General features: G+C 39.3%; 25 protein-coding genes. 5 read left to right on the top strand and 20 right to left on the bottom strand.

Going from position 1 to position 23,758, the window contains the following annotated elements:
* Positions 1-13: 13 nt before the first annotated feature.
* Together hpf and ACXIUD_RS00765 are read right to left on the bottom strand one after the other, a co-directional pair.
* The gene (gene hpf, locus ACXIUD_RS00770; protein WP_189579264.1) at positions 14-319 is read right to left on the bottom strand and encodes a ribosome hibernation-promoting factor, HPF/YfiA family; all 306 of its coding nucleotides are present in this window, start codon (positions 317-319) and stop codon (positions 14-16) included.
* Between the two features lie 29 nt (positions 320-348).
* Positions 349-1,233, bottom strand: coding sequence for a tyrosine-type recombinase/integrase (locus tag ACXIUD_RS00765; protein ID WP_458050731.1), 885 nt, complete (start codon positions 1,231-1,233; stop codon positions 349-351).
* Positions 1,234-1,564: 331 nt separating this feature from the next.
* Here ACXIUD_RS00765 and ACXIUD_RS00760 point away from each other — a divergent pair, with 331 nt between their 5' ends.
* Complete coding sequence (locus ACXIUD_RS00760) at positions 1,565-2,164, top strand: hypothetical protein (protein WP_458050730.1); 600 nt, start codon at positions 1,565-1,567, stop codon at positions 2,162-2,164.
* Positions 2,165-2,277: 113 nt separating this feature from the next.
* Positions 2,278-2,880 carry a hypothetical protein gene (locus tag ACXIUD_RS00755; protein ID WP_458050729.1) on the top strand — a complete coding sequence of 201 codons (603 nt, stop codon included), beginning with the start codon at positions 2,278-2,280 and terminating at the stop codon, positions 2,878-2,880.
* 58 nt (positions 2,881-2,938) lie between these two features.
* Here ACXIUD_RS00755 and ACXIUD_RS00750 read toward each other — a convergent pair whose 3' ends face one another.
* Both ACXIUD_RS00750 and ACXIUD_RS00745 read right to left on the bottom strand, forming a co-directional pair.
* The gene (locus ACXIUD_RS00750) at positions 2,939-3,094 is read right to left on the bottom strand and encodes a hypothetical protein (protein ID WP_458050728.1); all 156 of its coding nucleotides are present in this window, start codon (positions 3,092-3,094) and stop codon (positions 2,939-2,941) included.
* Positions 3,095-3,101: 7 nt separating this feature from the next.
* Positions 3,102-3,194: a hypothetical protein gene (locus ACXIUD_RS00745; protein WP_458050727.1), complete on the bottom strand. Its 93-nt coding sequence runs from the start codon at positions 3,192-3,194 to the stop codon at positions 3,102-3,104.
* 353 nt (positions 3,195-3,547) lie between these two features.
* Here ACXIUD_RS00745 and ACXIUD_RS00740 point away from each other — a divergent pair, with 353 nt between their 5' ends.
* Both ACXIUD_RS00740 and ACXIUD_RS00735 read left to right on the top strand, forming a co-directional pair.
* A complete protein-coding gene (locus ACXIUD_RS00740) occupies positions 3,548-3,862 on the top strand; it encodes a hypothetical protein (RefSeq protein WP_458050726.1) in 315 nt (104 codons plus the stop codon).
* Positions 3,862-4,383, top strand: coding sequence for a hypothetical protein (locus ACXIUD_RS00735; RefSeq protein WP_189579261.1), 522 nt, complete (start codon positions 3,862-3,864; stop codon positions 4,381-4,383). Before ACXIUD_RS00740 ends, ACXIUD_RS00735 begins: the two co-directional genes overlap by 1 nt.
* Before the next feature lie 165 nt (positions 4,384-4,548).
* Here the strand turns inward: ACXIUD_RS00735 and ACXIUD_RS00730 are convergent, their stop codons facing one another.
* The 11 genes from ACXIUD_RS00730 to ACXIUD_RS00680 all read right to left on the bottom strand — a co-directional run bounded on the left by ACXIUD_RS00730 (position 4,549) and on the right by ACXIUD_RS00680 (position 15,936).
* Entirely contained in the window at positions 4,549-4,704 is a 156-nt protein-coding gene (locus tag ACXIUD_RS00730) for a hypothetical protein (RefSeq protein WP_229800499.1), read from the bottom strand.
* Positions 4,705-4,711: 7 nt separating this feature from the next.
* Positions 4,712-5,062 carry a DUF5615 family PIN-like protein gene (locus ACXIUD_RS00725; protein ID WP_458050725.1) on the bottom strand — a complete coding sequence of 117 codons (351 nt, stop codon included), beginning with the start codon at positions 5,060-5,062 and terminating at the stop codon, positions 4,712-4,714.
* The gene (locus ACXIUD_RS00720; RefSeq protein WP_458050724.1) at positions 5,062-5,298 is read right to left on the bottom strand and encodes a DUF433 domain-containing protein; all 237 of its coding nucleotides are present in this window, start codon (positions 5,296-5,298) and stop codon (positions 5,062-5,064) included. The genes ACXIUD_RS00725 and ACXIUD_RS00720 overlap by 1 nt, the downstream gene beginning before the upstream one ends.
* A 145-nt stretch (positions 5,299-5,443) precedes the next feature.
* Positions 5,444-6,328: a glycoside hydrolase family 17 protein gene (locus tag ACXIUD_RS00715; RefSeq protein WP_458050723.1), complete on the bottom strand. Its 885-nt coding sequence runs from the start codon at positions 6,326-6,328 to the stop codon at positions 5,444-5,446.
* 5 nt (positions 6,329-6,333) lie between these two features.
* Positions 6,334-8,664: an MFS transporter gene (locus ACXIUD_RS00710; protein ID WP_458050722.1), complete on the bottom strand. Its 2,331-nt coding sequence runs from the start codon at positions 8,662-8,664 to the stop codon at positions 6,334-6,336.
* Positions 8,665-8,717: 53 nt separating this feature from the next.
* Positions 8,718-9,986, bottom strand: coding sequence for a glycosyl hydrolase family 17 protein (locus tag ACXIUD_RS00705; protein WP_458050721.1), 1,269 nt, complete (start codon positions 9,984-9,986; stop codon positions 8,718-8,720).
* A gap of 18 nt (positions 9,987-10,004) precedes the next feature.
* Positions 10,005-11,717 carry a glycoside hydrolase family 3 protein gene (locus ACXIUD_RS00700; protein ID WP_458050720.1) on the bottom strand — a complete coding sequence of 571 codons (1,713 nt, stop codon included), beginning with the start codon at positions 11,715-11,717 and terminating at the stop codon, positions 10,005-10,007.
* 27 nt (positions 11,718-11,744) lie between these two features.
* Positions 11,745-13,163 carry a glycoside hydrolase family 2 TIM barrel-domain containing protein gene (locus tag ACXIUD_RS00695; protein WP_458050719.1) on the bottom strand — a complete coding sequence of 473 codons (1,419 nt, stop codon included), beginning with the start codon at positions 13,161-13,163 and terminating at the stop codon, positions 11,745-11,747.
* 107 nt (positions 13,164-13,270) lie between these two features.
* On the bottom strand, positions 13,271-13,453 hold the full coding sequence (locus tag ACXIUD_RS00690; protein ID WP_458050718.1) for a hypothetical protein: 183 nt from the start codon (positions 13,451-13,453) through the stop codon (positions 13,271-13,273).
* 147 nt (positions 13,454-13,600) lie between these two features.
* On the bottom strand, positions 13,601-14,743 hold the full coding sequence (locus ACXIUD_RS00685) for a DUF4221 family protein (protein ID WP_458050717.1): 1,143 nt from the start codon (positions 14,741-14,743) through the stop codon (positions 13,601-13,603).
* Positions 14,744-14,820: 77 nt separating this feature from the next.
* Complete coding sequence (locus tag ACXIUD_RS00680) at positions 14,821-15,936, bottom strand: Fic family protein (RefSeq protein WP_458050716.1); 1,116 nt, start codon at positions 15,934-15,936, stop codon at positions 14,821-14,823.
* Between the two features lie 542 nt (positions 15,937-16,478).
* Between ACXIUD_RS00680 and ACXIUD_RS00675 the strand changes: the two genes are divergently transcribed.
* Entirely contained in the window at positions 16,479-17,687 is a 1,209-nt protein-coding gene (locus tag ACXIUD_RS00675) for an ATP-binding protein (RefSeq protein WP_458050715.1), read from the top strand.
* 131 nt (positions 17,688-17,818) lie between these two features.
* Here ACXIUD_RS00675 and ACXIUD_RS00670 read toward each other — a convergent pair whose 3' ends face one another.
* From ACXIUD_RS00670 to ACXIUD_RS00650, 5 genes are all read right to left on the bottom strand, one after another.
* Positions 17,819-20,344 (bottom strand): M14 family zinc carboxypeptidase, encoded by a 2,526-nt coding sequence (locus ACXIUD_RS00670; RefSeq protein ID WP_458050714.1) that lies wholly within the window; start codon positions 20,342-20,344, stop codon positions 17,819-17,821.
* Positions 20,345-20,753: 409 nt separating this feature from the next.
* On the bottom strand, positions 20,754-21,017 hold the full coding sequence (locus tag ACXIUD_RS00665) for a Uma2 family endonuclease (protein ID WP_458050754.1): 264 nt from the start codon (positions 21,015-21,017) through the stop codon (positions 20,754-20,756).
* A 372-nt stretch (positions 21,018-21,389) separates the two neighbouring features.
* A complete protein-coding gene (locus ACXIUD_RS00660) occupies positions 21,390-21,827 on the bottom strand; it encodes a hypothetical protein (protein WP_458050713.1) in 438 nt (145 codons plus the stop codon).
* Entirely contained in the window at positions 21,820-22,419 is a 600-nt protein-coding gene (locus ACXIUD_RS00655) for a hypothetical protein (protein ID WP_458050712.1), read from the bottom strand. Before ACXIUD_RS00655 ends, ACXIUD_RS00660 begins: the two co-directional genes overlap by 8 nt.
* 20 nt (positions 22,420-22,439) lie before the next feature.
* Positions 22,440-23,636, bottom strand: coding sequence for a 6-bladed beta-propeller (locus tag ACXIUD_RS00650; RefSeq protein ID WP_458050711.1), 1,197 nt, complete (start codon positions 23,634-23,636; stop codon positions 22,440-22,442).
* Positions 23,637-23,758: the final 122 nt, after the last annotated feature.

Raw genomic sequence — 23,758 nt, 5'->3', positions numbered from 1 at the left:
GCGAGGCTTCTTGTTATTGGTGGGCTAGAACCACTTTTTCTTTAAACTTCTTCAATTGTCTTCGGAGTGCTTCTACAGCTTCGTCAGTTGCAGCTTCGAAGGAGTCCGCTTGTTGCTTGGCAAAAAGTATTTTGCCGGGTACATTGAGTTTGATTTCTACTATTTTATTTTCATTCTTTTCGTTTTTGTCAAGTCTCATAAAAACTTCACCATCGACAATGCGGTCATAAAACGTATCCAATTTATCCGCTTTTTTCTGGATAAAGTCGATCAGCTTTTGGTCAGCGTCGAAATGGATGGAATGCATTTGAAGTTTCATAACATTACTGGTTTAAAGTTAAACGTATATTAAGCTTTCGGATGTGCTTGATTATACACAGCCTTGAGTTTTTCCATAGAATTATGCGTATACACCTGCGTTGCGGCGAGGTTGGCATGTCCCAAAAGGTCTTTCACCGCATTGAGATCAGCCCCTTTATTAAGCAAATGGGTGGCAAAGGTATGTCTCAATAAGTGTGGACTTCGCTTGGTCGTCTGAGCAAAGAGGTCTAAATAATGTCTGACAATTCGATATATCATCATGGGATAAGCTTGCTCCTTCTCTTTAGTAACGATAAAATAGTCACTTTCTTTTGTATTCGGAAATGTTTCTTCAAATACTTTTTTGTATGAAATTATATTTTCCTGAAGCCTCGAAATAATAGGAATTATTCGTTCTTTTTTGCGTTTTCCGAATACCTTGACCTGCTGTTGTGCGAGGTCTAGATCTTTCCATTGGAGCTGGGTAAGTTCTGATAGACGTACTCCGGTGAGGTACAAAAAATCCATCACCATGCGGTCCCGCTGTCCTTCAAAGTCGATAGGGTAATTGATTTCTTCTAGAATTTTATCGATAGCGTCCTCTTGTACAAATTCCGGTAGGCGCTTGGGAGTTTTCAGCGCTTTGATTTTGTAGGTGGGGTCTTTGGTGATTTCGCTTGATCGTAGGAGGAATTTGTAAAAAGAGCGTAGGGTAGCTATTTTTCGATTGATTGAGGTTGGACTCATCTTGCTATCTACTAAGTCAATTACCCAGGCACGAATTTCAGCATGTTCGGCAAAGCTAATATCTTCTTTTTCAAATGCTGTTGCACAAAATTCCGCAAACTGCTCTAAGTCTTTTTGATACGCCAAAACCGTATGCGCACTCGCCCGCTTTTCGTATTCCAAGTAATTGATAAATGAATCTACCATAGTGAAATGAAGGTAAGGAAAGGAGTGGGGATTTCAAAAATTTGGGAGTCATTACCATGCTTGAGATTCCCTAGATTAACTCGATTTGGGAAATTTATTGGATTAAATCAAAGTGAATTTTAAAGATATTTTCTAGCATTTCCTCTATAATTATAGATAAAAATACCCAAAATTGGGTATTGTTTGTATTTAAATCACGAAATATATTTTCAAAAAAATAAAATAATACTATTATGAAAAAACGTCTATCTATCCTATTTTTAGGATTAGTGGGGAATACCTCCTGTCAGGATGTAGCTCAATTTATTTTGAGGGTTAGGCAATAATAGATATGAAAATAATAGCCTTTGTAGTTTGTTCTTTCCTGATAATTGGTTGGACTAAGGCCCAGGACCTTCAAAAGAACAGTTTTGAGATTTCAGCATTTAGAAATGCAGGAATTGGGCAGGTTGCTGAAAATAGCATGTTAAATTATGGAGTCAGTATTAATTATGACCGGTATCTTTCTAAAAGATGGATTGTAGGAGCAGGATGGGGTTTTGGTGATTTTGAGGGGAAAGGATTTCATGGTCTTTTAGAACAATTTTATGAATTTGCAGATAAAAGAAGCTATACCCAATACCATGTTAGACTAGGGTTTGAACCAATCCAAACAAAATGGTTTGTTTTGGGTGTTCAGGCTGAATTTCAGAGATTTTCATATAATAGTATTTCCGAAATAATTATTGGAGGGCCAGGCCAACCTGGAGATGACCCTAGAAGGGCCACTTTAGGGAGATCACGTGTATCTGGGGGTTTTTTTGGCCCTTATGGAATTTTCAATATTTCCGAAAATTTCTTTCTGCGCGGAAATTATCTGATAGGTGTTCCTGTTCTGAATTATGATTGGAGTTGGACAAATATATCGCTAGGTCTAGGATACAGGTTTTAGTTAGTAGAATAGAGTATCTGGATTCAATTATTCCGCGACTTCAAAAAAAGAGTTAAGTGAAGACGATTCGTGATTAAAAAAGTCGAATTTATATTAAGGACACGTCATTAAACATGAAAAAATTAATAGTATTAGTCGTTTTTATTTTCCCCTTTAGTGGGGTAATATATGGCCAACAAATTAACCGACTTCAAGTGGAGTTGTCAGGGTTTTCCCTATCAGGTCATACACCAAGGTATAGTAATAGCCTAGATATTCAAGGAATTGCCTTAGCTTACTCCAAGTATGTATTTAAAAAGTTTAACTTTGGAGGTGAACTTGGGTTTGGATCCATAAGCGGGACAAGTAGATCCGGTATTTTTGAGAGGTTTGAGGAATTAGGAGATAATAGAAATTATTTTCATTATCGATTTAATGTCGGATATGAACCTATTCAAAAAGAAAGATTTTCTTTTGGTATTCAGACAGGGTTTTTGGCTTTATCCTATGCTGGAATCACTGAAAGGTGGGTAGGTGGACCTGGCCAGATAGGTGATAATCCTGAAACGATTGTTTTGGGTAGGTTGAGTAATAGCTTTTTCTTAGTTGGTCCATATGCTATTTTCAAGTTTACTGATAATTTATTTATAAAACCTCAATATAATAGAGGCTTTGTGCTTGATAGAAGCACATGGTATTGGAACTCCTATTCTGTGGGGTTAGGATATAGATTTTAAACCAAAATTGCCCTCAACCAGATCTGATTGAGGGCAATTTTTTTAAAAGCTTAGCTACTCAGTACTTCAACTCCTCATCTTTGGTCCAGATGCCCCAATAGGCACCTACATCACCTTCTGCACAGACTTTCCAAGACTCATCAAAGGAAGAAAAGTAGTGTATGTCAATGTTGTCCAGTTTGGACCAGGTTTGCCTTTTGATGAAGGATTTCATAAAGTTTTCAATGCCAGGTACAGCTCGATTCAATTGAGTTCAAGTGTTGTCTTACGAACCTAGGAAACTGCTCTAAATCCTTAAGGTAAGATAAAACCAAATGCGCACTAACCCGTTTTTCGTCCTCGAGATAATTTATTGATAATTATGGTTAATATGTTTTAAAATGTTTTCAAATTGAAGATAATTAGGTCATTAATAGTTTACATATTCAAAAAAAATAATTGATAGAATTATAATAAAACAAAAAAAATAAAAAAATTAGGATATTAAACTAAAGATTTAACAAATTTATTTCATAGATTTGAAATTCATAGACCAAATTAAAAAGTATGAAAAAGAATCTATTTATCTATCTATCTATCTATCTATCTATCTATTTTACTTTTAGGAGTAGTAGTGATTAGTTCCTGTCAAGATGCTGGACAGGATGATTTGTTAGTCCAAGAGTTATTGGAGATCAATAAAGGCAAAGAGTTAAGTGAGTATGAAAGCAAGTTAAAAGAGTTAAGTTTGTTTATGGGAGAAGTCTTAAAAGATTATGAGGCAAGAAAGGAATTGTTTGATTTTGCCAAGTTGGATCAAAATGCTTATGATATTGATTATAATTTAAGACTGTTGTTTGAAAGGAATCAAAACCCTCTTTCAAGAAATCATTCCGCTATAGTAGGTGCATTTCATCAAATTGAGGAAACTTTTAGAGCAGCTAAAGATTTCGATACAAAAGTTATGGCTGAATTTATATTGGTCCCAGAAATCACATTATAATGTTAGGTAAATCGTATTTATATGTATTGGTATTTATACTATCACTACAATCTGTATATTGTCAATCATCTTCTAAATTTTCCTTTAGTGCGGGTCCGGGATTGCAGACCATTATTTCAAAAGATTTAACTGTATTTGGAGGTTTTATTGGAGCGGGGTTTGATCTGAATGAAGATTTAAATCGATGGCATGTTAATGTCTTAGCTACAAAATTTTCAACAAGGCCATTAGGGGAAGAAATCAATAGCTTTAGGGGTTGGTCTTCTAATTTGCAAATTGGAAGGATTTGGACTACTGGAATGGAAGTTAATCAACATAAAGTTCAGCTAGGAGGAGGAATTCAGGGAGTGTTTAACTTTCATCAAAGACAATATAATATGCCTGGTTTTGGAGCGTATTTCAAAGTTTTAATTCCTATCTTAACCTTAAATAATCAAAAACCTGTTTACCTTATGTTTGAACCTTCTTATTTTGGAGATGGAATAATTAGAAATTTTTTAGGTTTGAATTACCGGTTATAGAATTTAGTGTTGAATCTCTTAGATGATGCCAAACATCAAGGATTTATGTTGCAATGTGTAGAGTTTGGTAGGTTATGCTTTCAATATATTAATTGTTTTAATGGTTAGAAAACACCCTTTATCAATTTTGATAAAGGGTGTTTTCTTTTTAAAAATCTTTACTCCTCAGTACATCAGCTCCTCGTCTTTGGTCCAAATGCCCCAGTAGGCACCTACATCACCTTCTGCCCCCACTTTCCACGACTCATCAAAGGAAGAGAAGTAGTGCATGTCTATGTTGTCCACTTTGGACCAAGTTTGCCTTTTGAAGAAGGATTTCATAAAGTTTTCAATATTTTCTTATCCGTATGGAATTTTTATCGACAACTGTTAAGCTATTAGAAAAATCAATACCTCTAATTATAAGGTCAAATAAAATTTTGCCAATAGAAATAGGGCTAAAATTCCCAAGTCTGAAATAAATGACGCCTGCTTTAGGTTTATAACCCAGTTTAAAAATCAATTCTCCATAATCCGAGTCAAGCGTAATAATTGTTCTTTCATTTTTTATCGAAATATCAATGACTTCTTGATCACTAATTCCAGGGAAATTTTTAGCAATAGAAAGAATGTCAATATTTTGGTCTATCAAATACGCTATGCTTTGCAACGGGATATTTTCATTTGCTAAAAATTTCATTAGACTTTAGTTCTAACTTCATAGACTAATCCATCTTTCACAAGGTCATTCAAGTAGGAGAAAACGGCCAGAAGGTCTTCTTTTGTTAACAATGGATAAGATTGTAAAATCATCTCCTCTGACCATCCATTAGCCAATCTATCCAAAATAAACTCTATTGAGATGCGGGTACCTTTAATTACAGGTTTACCCATCAGCACATTTTTATCAGAAATAATCCGTTCATTCCAATTCATGTATTAAATATACTAAATATGTTGAAAAGTAGATTCACAAATTTTTCCCTTGTTAATCAGGTGTGAGAGTTTATTAAAAATCAGGTCTTCATTGCCCTCAACCAGATCCGATTGAGGGCATTTCATTTCAAAGGTGATTTCCCGCTTAGTATTTCAACTCTTCATCTTTGGTCCAGATTCCCCAATAGGCGCCTACATCACCTTCTGCACCAACTTTCCATGACTCATCAAAGGAAGAGAAGTAGTGCATGTCAATGTTGTCCAGTTTGGACCAGGTTTGCATATTGATAAAGTACTTCATGAAGTTTTCATCGGAAGGAACTGCTCCATACAAGGGGGTGCCTTGGCTTGGCCAACCAGTTTCGGTGATGATAACCTTTTTGCCCTTGCCTGCACGAAGCGCTCGCTGATACATATCTTTGATATACACCAAAGAGTACTCCTGCATGCAGCCTTCCCAGTAAGGGTAGCAATTGGCAAGGATGACGTCACAGGCGTCGGTAATGCGAGGCTTTAATTCAAATTCATAGTAGGCATCTACATATCCTACAGGAACTTTCGGAATGGCTTGCTTCACATGCTCAATAAATCCCAACAATTCATCTTCAGTCAGGTCCTTGCGGTACAATACCTCATTTCCAACGGCAGCGATATCTACAAAGCCCTCATTCGCCAACTTGATTAAGCCAGCGACTTCAGCTTGGTTGATTTCATCGTCTTTACCCAACCATGCACCCACGAGGGTCTTCATCCCAAGTTCCTTGGCGATGATCGGAATCAATTCATTTCCTTCAGTACAAGAAAAGGAGCGAACCCATTTTGTGTACGGACGGATGATTTCCAATCTTCGGCGAACTTGCTCTTCTGTCAATTGGTCACCTGGTTGTTGGCCTTCCACATAAGGGCTAAAGCAGAGTCCATGCATTCCGCCTTCCAATACCTCATTGTAAAGTTTTGTAAGTTCTTCTTTGGACAATCCTTCAAAATTGCGTCCCGTCAGTGCCAGGACTTTGTCAGCATTAAACGACATAGTAATCAGTATTTTAGTTGTTCGTGTTTATTCCATAAGCCCCAAGATTGGCCCACATCTCCTTCCTGTCTTACCTTCCATGATTCATCGAACGAAGAGAAGTAAAAGAGTTCCACTTGAGATTCCTTAGCCCAGCGTTGGGCATTGATAAAGTAGCGGACCGCATTTTCTGCGGAAGGTTCGGCTGCGTGAAGGGCTGTTCCTTTGTCCGGCCAACCCGTTTCGGTGATGATCACTTTCTTTCCATTGGTTGCATTTTTAACCAGTTCATACATTTGGCTTAAATGGCTACTTGCCTGGGAAATATGAATTCCTTCCCAGAATGGATAGCAGTTAACCAGAATCACATCACAGGCTTCCATGAGTTGAGGGTGGGAAAGAAATTGATTGTAGGTGTCTACATAAGCGACAGGGACTTGTGGAATTTCCTTTTTCACCTGATGGATATAGCCTATTAGTTCTTCTAAAGTCAAATCACCTCTCATCAACACTTCATTGCCAATCACAGCAATATCTACCAAGCCTTCTTTTGCGAGCGCTATCAAAGAGTTGATTTCCCTTAAATTCATCTCTTTATTGGAGTCCACCCATGCTCCGGTCATGGTTTTAAGGCCAAACTTTCGAGCCGCTTTAGGAATTAATTCATTCCCTCCAGTGCATGAAAAGGAACGTACCCATTCCGTATTTGGAGCGATGATTGCCATTCTTCGGTAAATCTGTTCTTCACTTAATGGGTCACCTATTTGCTGGCCTTCCAAGTATGGGCTGAAGCAGATACCATGTAAGCCGCTTCCTAATACTCCGCTGAAAAGGCTTTTCACTTCCGCAGGTGAATGTGCAGTCAGGTCCACATCTGTTTTCAAGGCTTCCCTTTGTCCAACTATCAGAGATGTTTGGGATTGGTACAGGGGGATAGTTTCTTCAATTGTACTTGTTTTTCTTGCATTCAATTCGGCACGAATCTCATTGGCACGTTCTTCATCTACATCGTAATCATGCATGAGATACATGGCCGCCATCGTTCCAAGCATGGGTAAACCTGAGAAAAATAATCGTAACCCATCTACAGCCCCCTCAGGTTGTACAGCGGCATTGCCATCAAATCCTACTACGGTCAAAATCAACCCACTCAATCCACCTGCAATGGCGAAACCAAATTTCACCATGTACCAATAAATAGCACCGAAGACACCTTCTCTCCTCACTCCATAATTTAATTCATCCAAGTCTATAACATCGGCAGTCATGGACATCATCAGCACAAAAAGGCTTCCGATTCCAAAGGAGTGAAAGGGTAGAGAGAAAATAAACATCCATGGTTTGCCCGGTACGAATAAAAACCAAAGGGAGGCATATCCGACTAAGGCAATTCCCTGAGATACCATGAAGGCATTTTTTTTACCGATTTTTCTGGACATGGCTGCCACGATGGGAATGACTAAAAAGGTGGTAACCAATGCTCCCACACTTCCAAAAATCGGTGTCCAGTAACCCGCAGCACCTGCATCCCCATTAAACAAATGCCATACAACGATGAAAAAGACAAATCCTGCTACGGTATTGAATGCGTTGAAAATAAAGAAAGTGGATATGCAGAGCTTTCGGAAGGGTGTAGAAGAAAAGGCTTCTTTGAACCCTTTGATGATTTTAGCAACACTATCTCCGATGGCATTGAATGTTAGTGGGGAGAAATTTTCATCTTTGGTTGATTTACTTGGAATGAAAATCGCTGGAATCATCGCACATACAGAAAAGACGACCGCCACCCATAGGGACAATTGACGCGTAGCAGCTTCTGGGCTTGGAAACCAACTTGGGTCGTACATAATCACCCAAAACCAAGGAGCTATCACCCATGCCCACTGCCCAATCCACTGGGCAATTGCCATTATTTGGGTACGTTCGTGGAAATCCTCGCTCATCTCATAGCCCATGGCTACATAAGGCACACTGAATATGGTCAAACCAATGTAAAAGCCGAAGGAGCCTAGTAGGAAATAGGTGAAATTGTAGGTTACACTATTTTCCCCGTATAATTGCCACATGGACGTAAAAGCCACTCCCATAATGATGGCTCCTAGAAATACATATTGTCTCCGCCTTCCCCAAACAGATCGCGTATTGTCAGAAATAAAGCCCATGATGGGATCTGTCACAGCATCGAGTACACGGGGAAGGAAGTAGACAACTCCCCACATCCATCCGGGGAAGCCTAAATTCTGTACGAGTACTACCATAAATATCCCCAGTGAGGCAGGAAACATTTGGTTGGCAAGCATGCCCACTCCGAAGGCAATTTTTTGCCCCATCGGGACTGTACTAGTGGTTGTTGACATAATTTTGGGTTGTGTGGTTAATTGTTACGGTATGTCAGTGGTTAAAGTAAGTATTATCTGGCTGGAGGTGCTAGGACTGTTTGAAGCATTTTTTCCTTATCCCCTCCAAATGACTTGGTAATAGGATTGCCATCTCTAGTAAGGCCATCAAAAACCCCTTGATCTACCAAATCCCAAAGGGCATATTTTGCCTCTCCTTTTTCAGTGAATAATCCAAAGTGGTTTTCTGAACCAATCGGGTTGGTAGCATCTTTCCAGGGCTCATTGAATGCCTCAAAATAAAAGCAAGAAATCCCCGCTTCATCCGTCCAATCCCGCATCAACTGTCGGTACTTGGCCTGCTTGTACTCATCCGTAGCCCTCGACCCTTCCGGCCCATACAATCCATCCGAAATGGATGCCCAGCCTGTTTCTCCAATATGCACAGGGATGTTGACACCCAAGCTTTTCATGTAATTGGTGACGGAGTCGTACTGCGCTTTGGCAAACTCAATGGCACGAATCATAGCACGGTCTACTTTTTCGATTTCTGATAACTTGGAGTCCTCAATCGGTACTCTCCAAAAATCTGGATTGTAATGAGAGTTGTGGTAAGGATAGGTATGCATGGAGATGAAATCTACCGAGCGAATCAGTTCATTCAGGTCTTCTGTGTGGTATTCCGGTCCACCGCCACCCCAAGAAGAGAAGTCATCTGAACTAGTAATCCACAAGTCTTTGGGTAGCTTACCTTCCGCCTTCAATGCCTGCGTATGCTTGACCCACTTGAGGATTACATCAGGCTGCACATAGTAACTGGTAGCCCATTTGACCATGGCTTCGTTACCGATGGCGAGTATTTTGACAATGTCTGGATATTGATTAATGAGTGCTACGGCACGGTTGATCTCCTCTTCATTTTGTTCACTCTCTACATTATGATCTGGCTCCATGCCTGTCCATGCATTTTTGCAGTCAATCCATGCGCCTAACATCAGGTACATTTCAAAGGAGGGGTCTTCTGCTTTGATTTCGGAGATGGCTTTGAGCAAATTGGATGCGTGTGCAAACTGTACGTTGTAGGTCCGAAGGAGTCGGATGCCCATCGCGTGTAAAATTCTCACATCTTCTTTCAATTGTGCTACTGTGGGCTGAATCTCTCTTGATTTCTCTCTATACCCTTCGTACGAAATAGCCCTGTAGGCCGGATTACCTAAAATATCTTGTGCTGTCACTTCTTTTATAGATTTATCTGATTGTTTTTCTGATTGATTACTGCTGCAAGCAAACGCTGCCGCAAGTGATACCCATATGCAAAAGGATTTGATGAAGTTAGATTTCATGGGAATATTGTTTAGGTGCTATCGATAAGTTAATCCAAAACCAATAGGAAATAGAGGAGTAATGGAAGGATCCCAATAGTTTGGGCCATATTTTCCTTCAAAATCTTCTACGGATTTAGGCCAGGAATGTGGAAGTTTTCCTTTGAAATCAAACTGACCAAAGAGTACTTCTGCGATCCCATCTCCCTCCGAACCGGGCAGCCAGGCTGCTACAAATGCATCGCTTTGATTGATTTGTTCGGTGACTACCAAGGGCCTGCCTGAAATCATCACAACGACAGTTGGGATTCCTTTAGCCTTATAGGTTTGGATGTATTGTTGATGCTCCTCTGTCGGGGTAAGTTGGAATAAATTCATTTCTCCACCGATATCTCCGAAAAACTCTGCGTAGGGTTTTTCACCTACTACGATGATGGCTACATCTGCATCATCAACCGCTGCTGTTCCATCAGGATCATACACTACCTCCTTTGAAGCCATGCGTTGAATACCCTCCAAAATGGTAGTAGCACCCGCATAGTTTTCATGCGTACCCTGCCAGTTAACAGTCCAACCACCCGATTGTAAACCCGAATTGTTGGCAAACTCTCCAACTACCACGATTTTGGAATCTTTCTTTAAAGGCAAGGTCTGTTTTTCATTTTTCAACAATACCAAAGACTCTCGAACGGCCTGTTTGGCTACTGTGCGGTGTTCAGGTATGCCAATTTTTTGGATTAAACTTTTATCAGGGAAAGGATTTTCAAACACACCAAATCTAAATTTTTGTCTGAGTATTCTTCGTACAGCATCATTGATACGCTCTTCCGAAATTTCTCCTTCCAGTACTCCATTCTTGACACCTTCTTGGAACATGTCCAAATCTCCATCCACAGCCATGACCATATCGACTCCTGCATTGATGATGGCATTTTGACCAAAACGGGAATAAGCTTTCCAGTCTGAGACCAAGATTCCTTGGAAGCCCAAGGTTTCTTTGAGTAAGCCAGTAATCAGTTCCTTATGTGCGTGCATAGGTACTTCATGCAAGGTGTTGAAGGAGGCCATAATGGAAGCGATGCCAGTCTCGATGGCGACCTGATAGGGTGGAAGCAGTCGTTCCAATACTTTATCCATTCCTAACGTAGTATTACCACCTTCTACACCATAGTCTGTTGCTCCATCGCCTATAAAATGTTTGGCAGTGGCCATTACTCCTGAATTTCCGTTGAGACCTTGATGACCTTTGACAGAGGCTTTGGTGAGTTTGGTGGTGAGTTCGGTGCTTTCGGAGAAAGCCTCATAAACACGTCCCCACTTTTCATTCATAGGCACAGCCACACAGGGTGAAAATACCCAGTGAAAGCCTGTAGCTTTGGATTCAATGGCCGTGATAGCTGCTGATTTTTCAACCAATTCTTCATTGGCAGCGGCACCCAAGCCAATATTATGTGGGAAAATGGTGGCACCCTCGTAGGTGTTTTGTCCGTGCACAGCATCTACTCCAAAAATTAGCGGAATACCCAAACGAGTCGATAATGCTTGCTTTTGGAAGGTAGTAAATTTTTCTTGCCATTCAGCAGCCTCAACACCGGGTAGTGGTCCTTGGGTATGAATCACCGAGCCTATAAATTTGGATTGGATATCTTCTACACTGACATCATCAAAATGACGCACTTGGGTCATTTGACCAATTTTTTCCTCCAAAGTCATTTGGGCGATCAGTGCTTCTATTTTTTCTTCTAGTGGCATATTGTTAATTGAATCTAACCGGTGTATTCATGTATCTGGACCTTCTGTGATTGCTTTGGCTTTAGCAGCAGCGATATCAATCTTTTCAAAATTGTTTTGAAGGTCCTGTAATGTCATACCCGATGCGTATGGATTGATTGCATGAACTTGTTGGAGTGCATAATAGGCTGCACGTGGATAAAGGGGGTAGTGGCCTTCATTGGTGGTTGGTCCTTTGGCGCAAATGCCAAACCATTCCTCGTTCATGTTATTTTGACCCTCCTTGTAATCATGGAAATAGCCCCCATTGGACCAAGTGGACTCGGTATTGTGTTTGTGCAAGTCTTTGGTCTGACCCACTTTCCACCAACCATCGCTGAATTGAAAGGTGAACCCACCCAAGGAATTGCCTGCTTTACCCATGCCGGCAGCTTGTTCGTACATTTCTTTCCAGTTGGCCACTAAATACATGGCTTGAGATTCTTGGTCTTCTTCATTTTTGATAGAATGATACGCATCTGCACCCAGTTCGGTCAAAAGAACTGGTTTATCCAACTCTTTCAAAACTCGATCGTAGGTATCTCCAAAAGAGAGGCCTCTGTAAATGTTGATGCCAAAAATATCGATGTCTTTGCATTCCTCGGCGATAATTTCCAAAAACAACAAGTCTCCATTACAAATCGCAATTGGGTGATTGGTGGAGATTTTTTTCATTTCAAGAGTTGCCTCATTGAATAAACGATACATAGCCCTTGCTCGCTTGGTAGATTCCTTGTCCTGAACTGGAATATCTTCCGTTTCGGCTCCTCCCCAAAAGAGGCCATAGTTGTTTTCATTGCCCAACAGGTATAAAAGTAAACCTGGTGTGTTTTTATATTCCTGAGTCATTTGACGAACCTCATCCAGAAGAATCTTTTGAACTCTGGAATCCGCATATTCTGTATTGGCCATCCAACTACCTTCCACTTCTACACCGTATCTTCCAAAGGAATGATTTAGCATGGTATGGATGCCATAGTTTTCGTAGATGTACGTAATCCATTTGGCAGGTATTCCGGTATAGACGCGAATAGCGTTTACTCCCATTTGCTGTAGAAGAGACATTTCATCATCTAATGCTTGTTTGATGAAAGCATCTGATTTTTTCCAAAGATTGTAATTGTAATTGGTTCCAATTGGGAAGTAATCCCAATTCATACCATTGACCATGAGGCTTTCTCCATTCACTTGGAGCCTCATGCCGCTTTCGTCGCGTACGACAGTTACTTGGTTATTTTGGGCATTTCCACAGGATGTTAAAAACAAGATGCAAAATGCCATTGGGTATAGGTACTTCATCATAGAAAATATATAATCATGCAACACCTGCGTGATGTAGCAAAAATTCGTATTCGTAAAACGATTGTAAATAGCACAATGAAAGGAAAAAAACAAAGTGTAGGAATACATCAATTCTTTCTGATGCATACTACAAAACTTCAAAAATTGGATGAAATACCCTTTTTTATCTTAAAAAACGCTTATTGAGGACACTACAAGTATCTGTTGTAGGATTTTTTGAGGAAGTCTTTATGTTAGGTATTGGTGAGTTCTTGAATGAATTGATAAAGTCCCATTACCCGGATAGTGGATGCTATCGGATAGACTTCTTTTCCTCTGTAGATGATAATTCCTTCTTTTGCCGCTGTATCAGCTATCCCGCAGGAAGGATTCTTAGATATTTTTCCTAAAGATTCCACCTTCTCGATTTTTACCATGAAAAATGAAAATTTCAGTTCCGAATTTCATGGTAAATTGAAGAAGGGACTTTTGATTTCTTCCCTTCTTTCAGTGTTTTTTTAAGAATTGGGATGTTTTGGGTAAATCGTCCATTGTGCGTCTGACGTAAAAGTGATTTAAATAACTTAGTTTACATGGAATCTTACAAATCCCATTTCATCATCTACATTTACATACACCCAAATCACGCCGTCTTTCACGAAGGAATATATTGGGGCAACTTTCAAGTCAGTCAATGTTTCTCCGATTAGATTCAAGTTTTCGTCAAATATGCTGAGATAAACTGCTGCTATGGGTCTATTCTCTGGCATTTTGAAAAGTGGTCCATCATAAACCCCTGTCGGGCTAGTTTCAAATGAAAATCTGTAAAACTTCTTCTGTTGAGCATCCCAGATAGGTGCAATGAAATTGATTTCGGCATGGATTTGCTCTGCGACCTCTCTAAAGCGTTGTTCGGAATCAACTTCGGATGGATAACCACCTTTTTTACTTTTGGCCGTGAGTTTGGGGTTATAGTCTATTTGATACGCACTATCTGTGTTGATGTCAATGACAAATAAGTTGGCATAGGCTGAATTGGCTAAGATTAATCTATTTTCAGCTCTGCTTAAGGTTTTGACAGCAGGCATAACTCCATTCATGTTTTCCGTACTGATTTTCAGTGGATAATCCTGAAGTAATTCTTTTCCTGGGAGGGCTATTTCTTCGATGCGTTTTTCTTCAAAATCAACTTTCGTAAAAACTTCCTCTTCTCTTATCATGCTTCCTAGCATGCCCCATAAGATAGTGCCATCATGTGAGGCCAAGGCTTTTCTATAAAAATTGGTGCCCTCTTCCAGTTTATCAAAATTCTCTTGAGTGAATGTATAGCTGCGAAGCTTATTGCCCTGTAAATCAAATAAACCTATTTCAGAAAAATTTGCCAAAAAGATACGTTCCTCATCCAATATACTCATCCAAGTTACATACGATCCAGTCCCATTGGGTCCTTCTTTTTCAAATGGTATTCTCTTTTCCAATATCAGTTGATTCAAATCAATGATATCCAAACTGCAAGATTGTGGGTCAAAAAGATAAAGTTTGGAACCGTCTTGCGTAAGGGCGCTATTCCAAAGGCCTGACCTTAGGTTGATGATTTTATCTTCTGGGTCAACCATTACCGTATCAACTTTGATTGAGATGCTAGCGTAATCAAGCGTTTGCTTGTTTTGTTCGCCTCCACAGGAGAATAAAAGCAGACCGAGAGCTATGAAAATAAATGATTTCATGTAAGGAGGATTAAGGATACAATCTAACCACTAAATCTATAATTTCAAAAATAATCCCTTAATCATGACCATAAAAGTTAGGTGCCCAATATTCTGTATAATTCCAAATTTATATAATAATGCCCCCCGCTGATTTCTTTTCGTTGGACAATACCCATGTCGTGAAGTTTGTTTAAGTATTGTCTAGCGGTATTTTCAGCATAGAGTTTTTTATCTGTCAGGTGCTTTACCTTCGTGTAAGGTTGAGTGAAAATAGCTTCTACAATGGACTCTGGTCTGCTGATTGAGGTTTCTTTTTCTATGGCATGTAAAATACTTTCTTTGGTTGAAAGGATGTCATTGATTTTATGATAGGTGTCTGCAGCTGTATTTTCAATAGCTTTTAATATAAATAAAATCCAATCTTTCCATGCTCCACGCTGTGTAACTCCAGCAAGACAGGCATAGTAATCCTCCTTGTGTTCCAATATAAACTTGCTTAGAAACAGGATCGGTAAATCCAATAATCCTTGATGGGTTAGGTAATGAATATTAAAAAGCCGTCCAGTTCTTCCATTACCATCTCTAAATGGGTGGATGGCCTCAAACTGCAGGTGTGCAATGGCCATTTTTATGATTGGATCTATGCGAGGGCTTTGTTCTTGGTTAATGAAGTCTATTAAATTTTGCATCTTAGCCTCTACTACACCTTCTCCTCGTGGAGGTGTGTATACTGCTTTGCCTGCATTGGGCCCTGTTCCTCCCTGACGGATGTAGGTTTGTGCAAAAGGCTTTCTTAAACCATCACTCATCTCAGTGATTGTCTGATAAACTAACTCGAAATAGGGGATGTCGAATTTCTGATTTTCCAGTAAGTATTGATGTCCTTTCCAAAGAGACTCTCGGTAGTGAAGAATTTCTTTTGTAGGGCCTTGCTTACTACCTTCATCACTAAAGGCCTTGTAAAGTTCATCATCGGTTGTAAAAATATTCTCTATTTCAGATGATGCCTTCGCTTCCTGAAGACTGATGGAATTTATCAACATGCTTTGATTGGGTATAGCTACACTTCTTCCCTGCAATCTTGCAATTGCTGCTTTGGCCTCAATCAATCTTTCGTAAATATCCAAATTTCTATAGTACTGAGCTTCGATGGGTAGTTCCGGCAGATTATTCCAAGGTTTTGTTCTGTCAGGATTAATTCTATAAACCATGATTGACATTAAATTTTATAAATTTTAATGTGAATTTATAAAATTGACATTAAAATTGCGATTTGTCAAGTAGTTAACATTAAATATTCAAAAATCTAATGCGAGACTTGTTTTGAGTGATGAATTTAAGGTGGCTTTGCTGGTATAACCTCAAAAAATATAGGAATTTAATGTTTGCTATTCGTAAGATGTACGCAAGTTTACTTTCATGTTAGTATAATCCATGAGGTTATCAGTCCCCTTTCCTACGCAGGCAATAAGCAAGATTGCAAAAAAATAAACCAGTAGGTTTTTCATAGTACAATAACTTGGCTGCAATAAAGCTAAGAATACCGTTTATTCTGTGCAATCATCAACTGGAATAAAGTTTATCAATTGTATCTATTGGCAATGATGGTTTAAAATGAGATATTTTTATTATTCAACTAGGTAAAATATCCGATAATTTTACTAGTCTACTAGGTAAAATATCCGATAATTTTACTAATCTGTGTAAAAAACTTAGTTGATTTGATTATTTTTACCAAAAATCTAGACAACAAATGAAAAGGAAGCTCTTTTTAAAATTGCTCCAACACCTTCCCAAAAAGGAATTCACCATACTCACTGGTGCGAGGCAAACAGGGAAAACAACTTTACTCACTGCTTTGAGAAATCATTGTGTACAGGAAGGTTTACCTGTAATTTTCATCAACCTTGAGAATAAATCCTTTTTAGCAGAACTTGATTCAAATCCTCTAAATCTTTTGGCGTACCTTCCTACCCAGGATAAAAAAACAGTGGTATTCATTGATGAAATTCAATACTTATCAGACCCTTCTAATTTTCTTAAATTGATTTATGATGATTATCACCACTTAATCAAAATCGTAGCGAGTGGAAGTAGTGCATTTTACATCGATGAAAAATTCAAGGACTCTTTGGCAGGTAGGAAACGGATTTTTCATTTAACGACCTGTGACTTTGAAGACTACCTGGTTCTTCAGGGAAAAGAAGATCTATGGCAAGAAATCGTTAGAATCAAAGAACAGCCACATGCCAAAAGCCTTAAAATTGATTTACTCCGCCTGGAGTGGGATTCTTATCTGTTGTTTGGGGGTTATCCTGCAATTGTTACTGAACCTCTTATGAATGAAAAAAAGGAAATGCTGAAAGAAATTAGGGATTCATTTATCAAGCGGGATATCATCGAGTCCGGTGTACAAAATGAAATTGCTTTTTACCAATTATTCCAAATTTTGGCATCTCAAACAGGGCAATTAGTCAATGTCAATGAGTTAAGTAATACTTTGAAAGTCAGAAACGAAACCATCCAAAACTATTTGGAGGTTATGGAAAAGTGTTTTCATGTATCGTTGGTAAAGCCTTATTTTGCCAATATCAGAAAGGAGTTGGTAAAAATGCCTAAAGGCTATTTGCTAGATACTGGATTGAGAAATTCCCTTCTAAATAATTTCACTCCTATCAATCAACGGTTGCATAAAGGTGAAATCTGGGAACAGGCAGTTTTTCGTTTGTTGGTGGATAGATATGGGTTAGATACTATTCGGTTTTGGAGAACGTCTGATGGTAAGGAGATTGATTTTATTTTGCCGGATGAAAACCCACCGCTTGCAGTGGAAGCAAAATTTGATTTGAAAATTGCCAAGCCAAAAAAGTATCAGCTTTTCAGAGATACCTATCCTCAATTTCATTTCCAATTTGCCAGTATGCAGCCATGGTCCGAGAACTTTTTTAGGAGCTATTTTTAATCAGTGCTCCCACTACCAGCTTTAAAGTTTAATTTTTACCATTAAGGAATTAAGGCCCATCTTAATGAACCTTAACCCCTTAATGGTTTTATTTTCATCCCTCAAACTTCATCCTTCATCCTTCCATCTTCTCACTGTCCTACCAAGAAAACCGCATTCGCCATCAAAAGCTTGCCATTTTCCCAGAAGGAACGGAACATTGGATTATCCACCATATAGACTACCTGACCTCTGCCTTGGTTTTCTACACCATAGACCATGGATTGAGCCATGCGAGGCTTGATTTTGCTGCCGATGTATCCAAATCTGTAAGCATCTAAGCTTGAAATAATCCCCACATTGACGCCATTATTCAAATAAGCATATCGGGAACCGTTATTTTTCAAGGTATAGAAACTTTCTCCCAGTCCAAACCCTAAGGCATGTGTTTGATCGATTCGTAACTGATAAATAGCGCCAGCTGCTGTGGTTGAAATACCCATGCGTTCACGCTCTTGATAAGGTTCTAAGCGCTCTACCGATTGGATGGCCTTGGCCTCTTTCTCAGCTGCTTTTTTCTCCTCATCGGTATCAAACTGGCTCAAAGAAAATCCAGATTTATCAGCAAATGCGTTAACAGCATTCTCTATCGCAATGATTTTACCGCCAGCGCGTACCCAGTCCATAACTTTTTTGAGGTTGCTTTCAGATAGGAAGGAACCCCAGCTCGATGGCATGATGAGTACATGGTATGAAGACAAGTCGAATCTTCCCAAATTGTCAGCTTCTAAAATACTGAGTGGATAGTCTAACTCCTGCTCGAAGAAATACCAGATTTCCCCAAAATTCAAGGATGAAATACCAGCACCACCCAACAAAGCAACTTTAGGTTTGACGATAGGTCGTACGTCTGCCGAACCAAAATCTTTGCCCTTATCCACAAATGCTGAATTGGTTGCGGTCAATGGAATTTCGAATTGATTGGCAAGGTCTACTACTTTTTGGTCATAGTTGGCCACGTACTGATTGCCATTGCGGTGGATGATTAAGGTCCCCGCTCCATAGGATTGTCCGCCAATTTCAAATGGGTATTCTGCAAAGCGAACACGAATGCCTTCGTTCAATAAAGCAGCCAAGTATTTTGCATGAACGGTGGCATGCCAAGGGGCCAAATAAGCCAATGGTTTGCCATCCACTTTATTGGAAGCGAATGCTGCTTTCTCAAACTTTTTGGCAGCATCCAACCGGGTTTCCAAAGCATAGGCTTGTACCCCGTAAGCATAAGGCAAGGCCCAGCTCGTGATATCATAGGTGATGCTGTCTTGCAGCACTGCTTCTGGTTCGAAGAGAATCTGCGTAAGTACCGATTTAGGCTGGTATGCATTCACCACAATGTCTTTTTCTGTGGTGGAGAAGGTAGCGGATTTGCCACTGTTATAATCCAAACCTCTCAAGCCGGAGCGATTTCCTGCAAATCCATACTGAATGCCATTTTTGTCTAATAGTCCCAAGAGGGCTTTTACTCTTTCCGGGTTTTTGTCCCCTTTGATCACAAAGCTTTTGTACTTCGCTTTGGGGTTGGAGCTGTTAGATTTGAAATATTGAGTAAATTCATCTGCCAGTTTTTGAGCGTTTTTAGCGGCAACTTCCACAGCTGAAATACCCGCTACATGGGTATGGGCAATTCGTTCGGTCAGCGTGACAGTATCACCAAGGGCATTGAGCATACCCAAACCAGCGCGACCTGAACCACCTTTTTCGATGGTCATACCGATGGCACCATTATAGGTCGGCCAAGTGTCTCCATAAGCTGGATATAGCAAGTCAAAACGCTCTTTGGTGAAGTAGAACCAGCCATTTTCGTCAAACTTGGAAGCGGTATGCTGTCCATAGAGTGTTTGGAATTCGAATTGGAATGGGCTTATTTGCTCATGCAAAGGTTGAGCAGCAGGAGCAAAATAGAAAGGTTCATTGATACCTTGCTCGTGGAAATCCACAAACAAATGTGGCATCCACTGATGGTAGAGTTTAATGCGTTGCTCCGTTTCTTTTTGTGTTTGCCAAGCCCAGTCCCTATTCAAGTCCATCAGGTAATGATTAGGTCTACCACCTGGCCACGGCTCAAAATGTTCCACTGATTGTGGATCCGGTTGTAGACGCTTATTTTGTTTTTGGTTGTACCAAACGGTGTAGCGGTCTTTGCCGTCAGGGTTGGCACACGGGTCTAGAATCAATACCTGATTTTTCAACCATTCTTTTGCTTCTGCATTGGCAGGATTGGCTACTTGCCAGAAGGTTTTCATGGCAGCCTCTGTTGCTACCGCCTCATTTCCGTGCACATTGTACTGCATCCAGTTCATGGCAACTGCTGTAGAAGGAGTTCCTTCTACCATGCCTGTTCGGCGAAGGTTATCCAAGCGGATATTTTCCAGATTAGTCATGTTTTCTGGAGAAGAAACGATCGCTACAAAAAGTGGTCTGTGTTCGTAGGTCTCTCCATAATGCACCAATTGCACATTGGGTAAGGTGGCAGCTAAGTGTTCGAAATAAGCTACTACTCGATGATGAGGGGTGAATCGTTCTCCTAGTTGGTAGCCGAGAAACTCCTCAGGGCTTTTTTGGGCCATTACTTGTACGGCTACAAGCATGGCCATGAATAGTGTATAAATTTTCTTCATAGTCAACAATTTGAACTCGTAAGATAAGGGGAATTGGAGAAGGGGGCAAGACCATTTTTGGGGATGGAGGAAATTGGGGTTGGATAATGGATATTGGTTGATATTTTTTGATATTAGGATATTTGGGATGGAGAGATTTAGAGGGTTAGAGCGAGGGAAATATGCTACGCGAAATAATGTTGATATAAATTGGAAATAGGATCGAAATAATTCCTTGATTTATGGAGCTTAACCGAAAGAGGCGTTAGCCCTGTAGTCTTCGTAGAAAAAAACTAAAGTTAACTGATCAAGAGGGGCGTTAGCCCTGAGGTCTAAAACATTCGATTGATAAATGGACCCTGAGGTGAAATAGATAATTCTGAGTCAGAAAAATATTTGTGATCATCCGTGTATTCGTGGCTTCCAAAAATCACCTAAAACCCCCAAAAAACTCCTCTAAATTCAGCTCGAAGCCTTTGATTACCGAGGATTTGGCGAGGTCTCCGGTGGTCATCAATCGGGAGGCGTTGAATTTTCCATTGATCAATGTGTAAATCAAGAGGGTTTGACTGTCAGGGATTACCAACCAATACTCTTTTACGCCCGATTCTTCGTACACTTCGTATTTGTGACGAAGTTCTACTTGATTATTGCTGGGAGATAATACTTCCACGACCAAATCTGGAGCCCCTATACAATTAACCTTGGAATCTCAGTTGCTTGAACTATCAACAAAGTACAAATGCCATCCTGATAAATGGAATTCTTCCTCCAGTAGGGTCATAGGAAAAACTAAGGAAGCAAGGATGATTAATTCATATCTAGATGCTTTCCAGCTTAAAGTCTATCAATCTAGAAGGTTTTTGATGGACCATGATTTGGACATTACCTTGAAAAATATCAAAAATGTTCTTAAAGGTAACCGACCGTTCCTATTCAATATCTCGAGATACCTGCAGATAAAGATGGTGAAATACTGGATTGGAGATCGGAAGCTTTATGGAGCTAATTTCTCTTGTAAATTTTACAAACGTGTTTCCCAAAATCTGATCATAAATTTACTCAATCAATTGTTTTTTTGATCAGCGTTTGGTTTAAATAACCTATCATAAAGACCATATAACTGGGTTCTGTTTTTTCGGTACTTTTCCACTTCAATAGGAATTTCTGACCATCCCTCTTTAGGTGAGCTCACATTTAATGAATCGGGTATAGGATAGTATAAAAGTATTCTTGATTTCTTGGGGTTATTTACTTCAAACTCAACTAAAAATGAATCTCCGATTTTGGCTCGATAATCTCCTTTCCAGTATCTTGAATGAAACACTTTGCCGAAATACAAAAACTCGTATTCAACCTTGCTATCCGATTTAAATCCCACGGTTATGTTGGTTACTTTTCCTATAGTGTAGTTTTTTGGTAACCTATTATAATTATATTCCCAAACGAAATATAACATGTAGCAAGCCAACAGAATTAATAAAGCTCTTTTTCTATCATTCATCTTTGACAATTGATTTTACTCCGGTTACAAAAGTTATCCTTAATGGTTGGTTAACGCGATTAAAGAAATTAATAACTGTTTTATCAACTCCTGCAATTTTCATTTCATTTGAATGCCAGCTGTTAAACCTTCCTATCCCTAAATCCATTCCGACTTTTAATGGATTTTTATTGGCACCTGCTACTTTTAAACCACCTGCATCAAAATCTACTATTGCTTGAAAAACATAAGTGTATTTTCCTCCTATACCCGCAAACCTAATATCCGCTATATCCATTTGAGATAGGCTACCGTTGAAAAGAAGGCTATTACCCGCCTGCCATGTAGCCTCGATAGTCATATCAATTCCAGTCTTGCTTGCCATTAAAGGGGCCAAAGTCTCAATCAACATCGGACTTGCAGCAGCGGCCACCATGCTCCCAGTAATACCATAGCCTACCATTGCCCGGATTCCGTCCAGATATTTTGAGTTGCGTGACAACAGGGCTTCGCCTGAACTGTAATGAAGGGGTATTCCTCTATGAAACATTTGATTGGCCTGCCCAAGTCCATTATAATTCAGGTAATAATTATCCCAAACCCGCCAATTCATAAAAATTCTCTTCCTATATATCATTTAACACTACCTCTTGAATGAATATACAAACAAGATGGGGTTATCGTCAGAACCAATTTTGTATTGCTTAGCGAAATTGGGGTAAAGGTTTTGTCCCGGTCTGAATTTTTTTTCAAATTCTTCCAACTCTTTTGGAAATGCTGCCCAAACATATGCGTCGGGGCCACGAAAATAGTCATGCAAACCAAAATGATGTCTGGGGTTAAGCGGTCCATGTCGTTTTGAATGGCCTCTACAATTTTAACAGCATGCTCTTCCATTTTCCAAAGAGCTAATTTTGATTCTCTGCCTTTGTTAATAGAAAGCAACGTAATCTTTTCTCCGTCAATTAATCCATCACCTAATGCATATTGATCTTGTCTCCAAAATTCTCTTGTGAAATCTATGGCTTGATAAACTCGTTGTAAATCTGGTTTAAACTCGTCTTTGGAAAAAGAAAATACATATTGACGTTTGATAACATCATCCTGAATTTCAAGAATTCTGTTGGAATTGCGTTCATTAAATAAAAAGCTAAAGCCTTCATAGGTAGGGTATAAATAGGCGTTTTTCGTACCATTGATAATTTTTGAATCCCCTTTGAAGAAGGTGTTAATTCTCGATACTGTTTGCATTCCTACTGTTGTTTTAAAAAGTCTATCCTCGAAATCCTCTCCGTTTTCGCTGTAAAAATAGAAATGCCCTCTATGATAAATCCAATCATAGGTAGCTAACCAATCTTTATATCTGATTTCATGTAAAAAATTCCCATCATAGTCGTAGAACATGCATTTGCCCTGTCTACCGTCAAAAATGACCAGTTGATTTTCTTTGTCGAGAACTTGTGCTGAAGTTGGTTTAAACAACTCACCGGGCCCAAGTCCTTTACTTTCTATTCGTTTCACTAATTTTCCTGAACCGTCAAAGATAAATAATGACTTTGTTTTGTTTTCATCTACAATGAAGATCCTGTTTTCTGCAAATAGGACTTGATCGATATCCCCTACCAATAGTTCGTGAGTGGACTCCAAAGGAATAATTTCAAGGGATTCGAAGATATCTGAATAGTTTAATTTGACTGAAGTGTCTACATCAATGACTATTTCAGCATTTGCAAGGTTACGGTCTTGGTGAGTGGTACATGCAATGAAGAAGGGCAAGATAAATGAAGACAAAAAAAGGAGTTGGTTGAGTTTAAATTTGAATAGATTCATTTCTGACGAGTCATGGTTATTTCAAGTACTTGGAACTAAATATTGGAATAATTTTCCAATAAATCATTATTAGTTATCTTGATTCTTGGTTCTCGCCTCTTGTTTTCACTAAAAAATTGCTA

It is taken from the genome of Mongoliitalea sp. (genome assembly GCF_054166905.1).
Note: the sequence above shows the minus strand (reverse complement) of the source record. Positions and strands in the feature narration are given on the sequence as shown.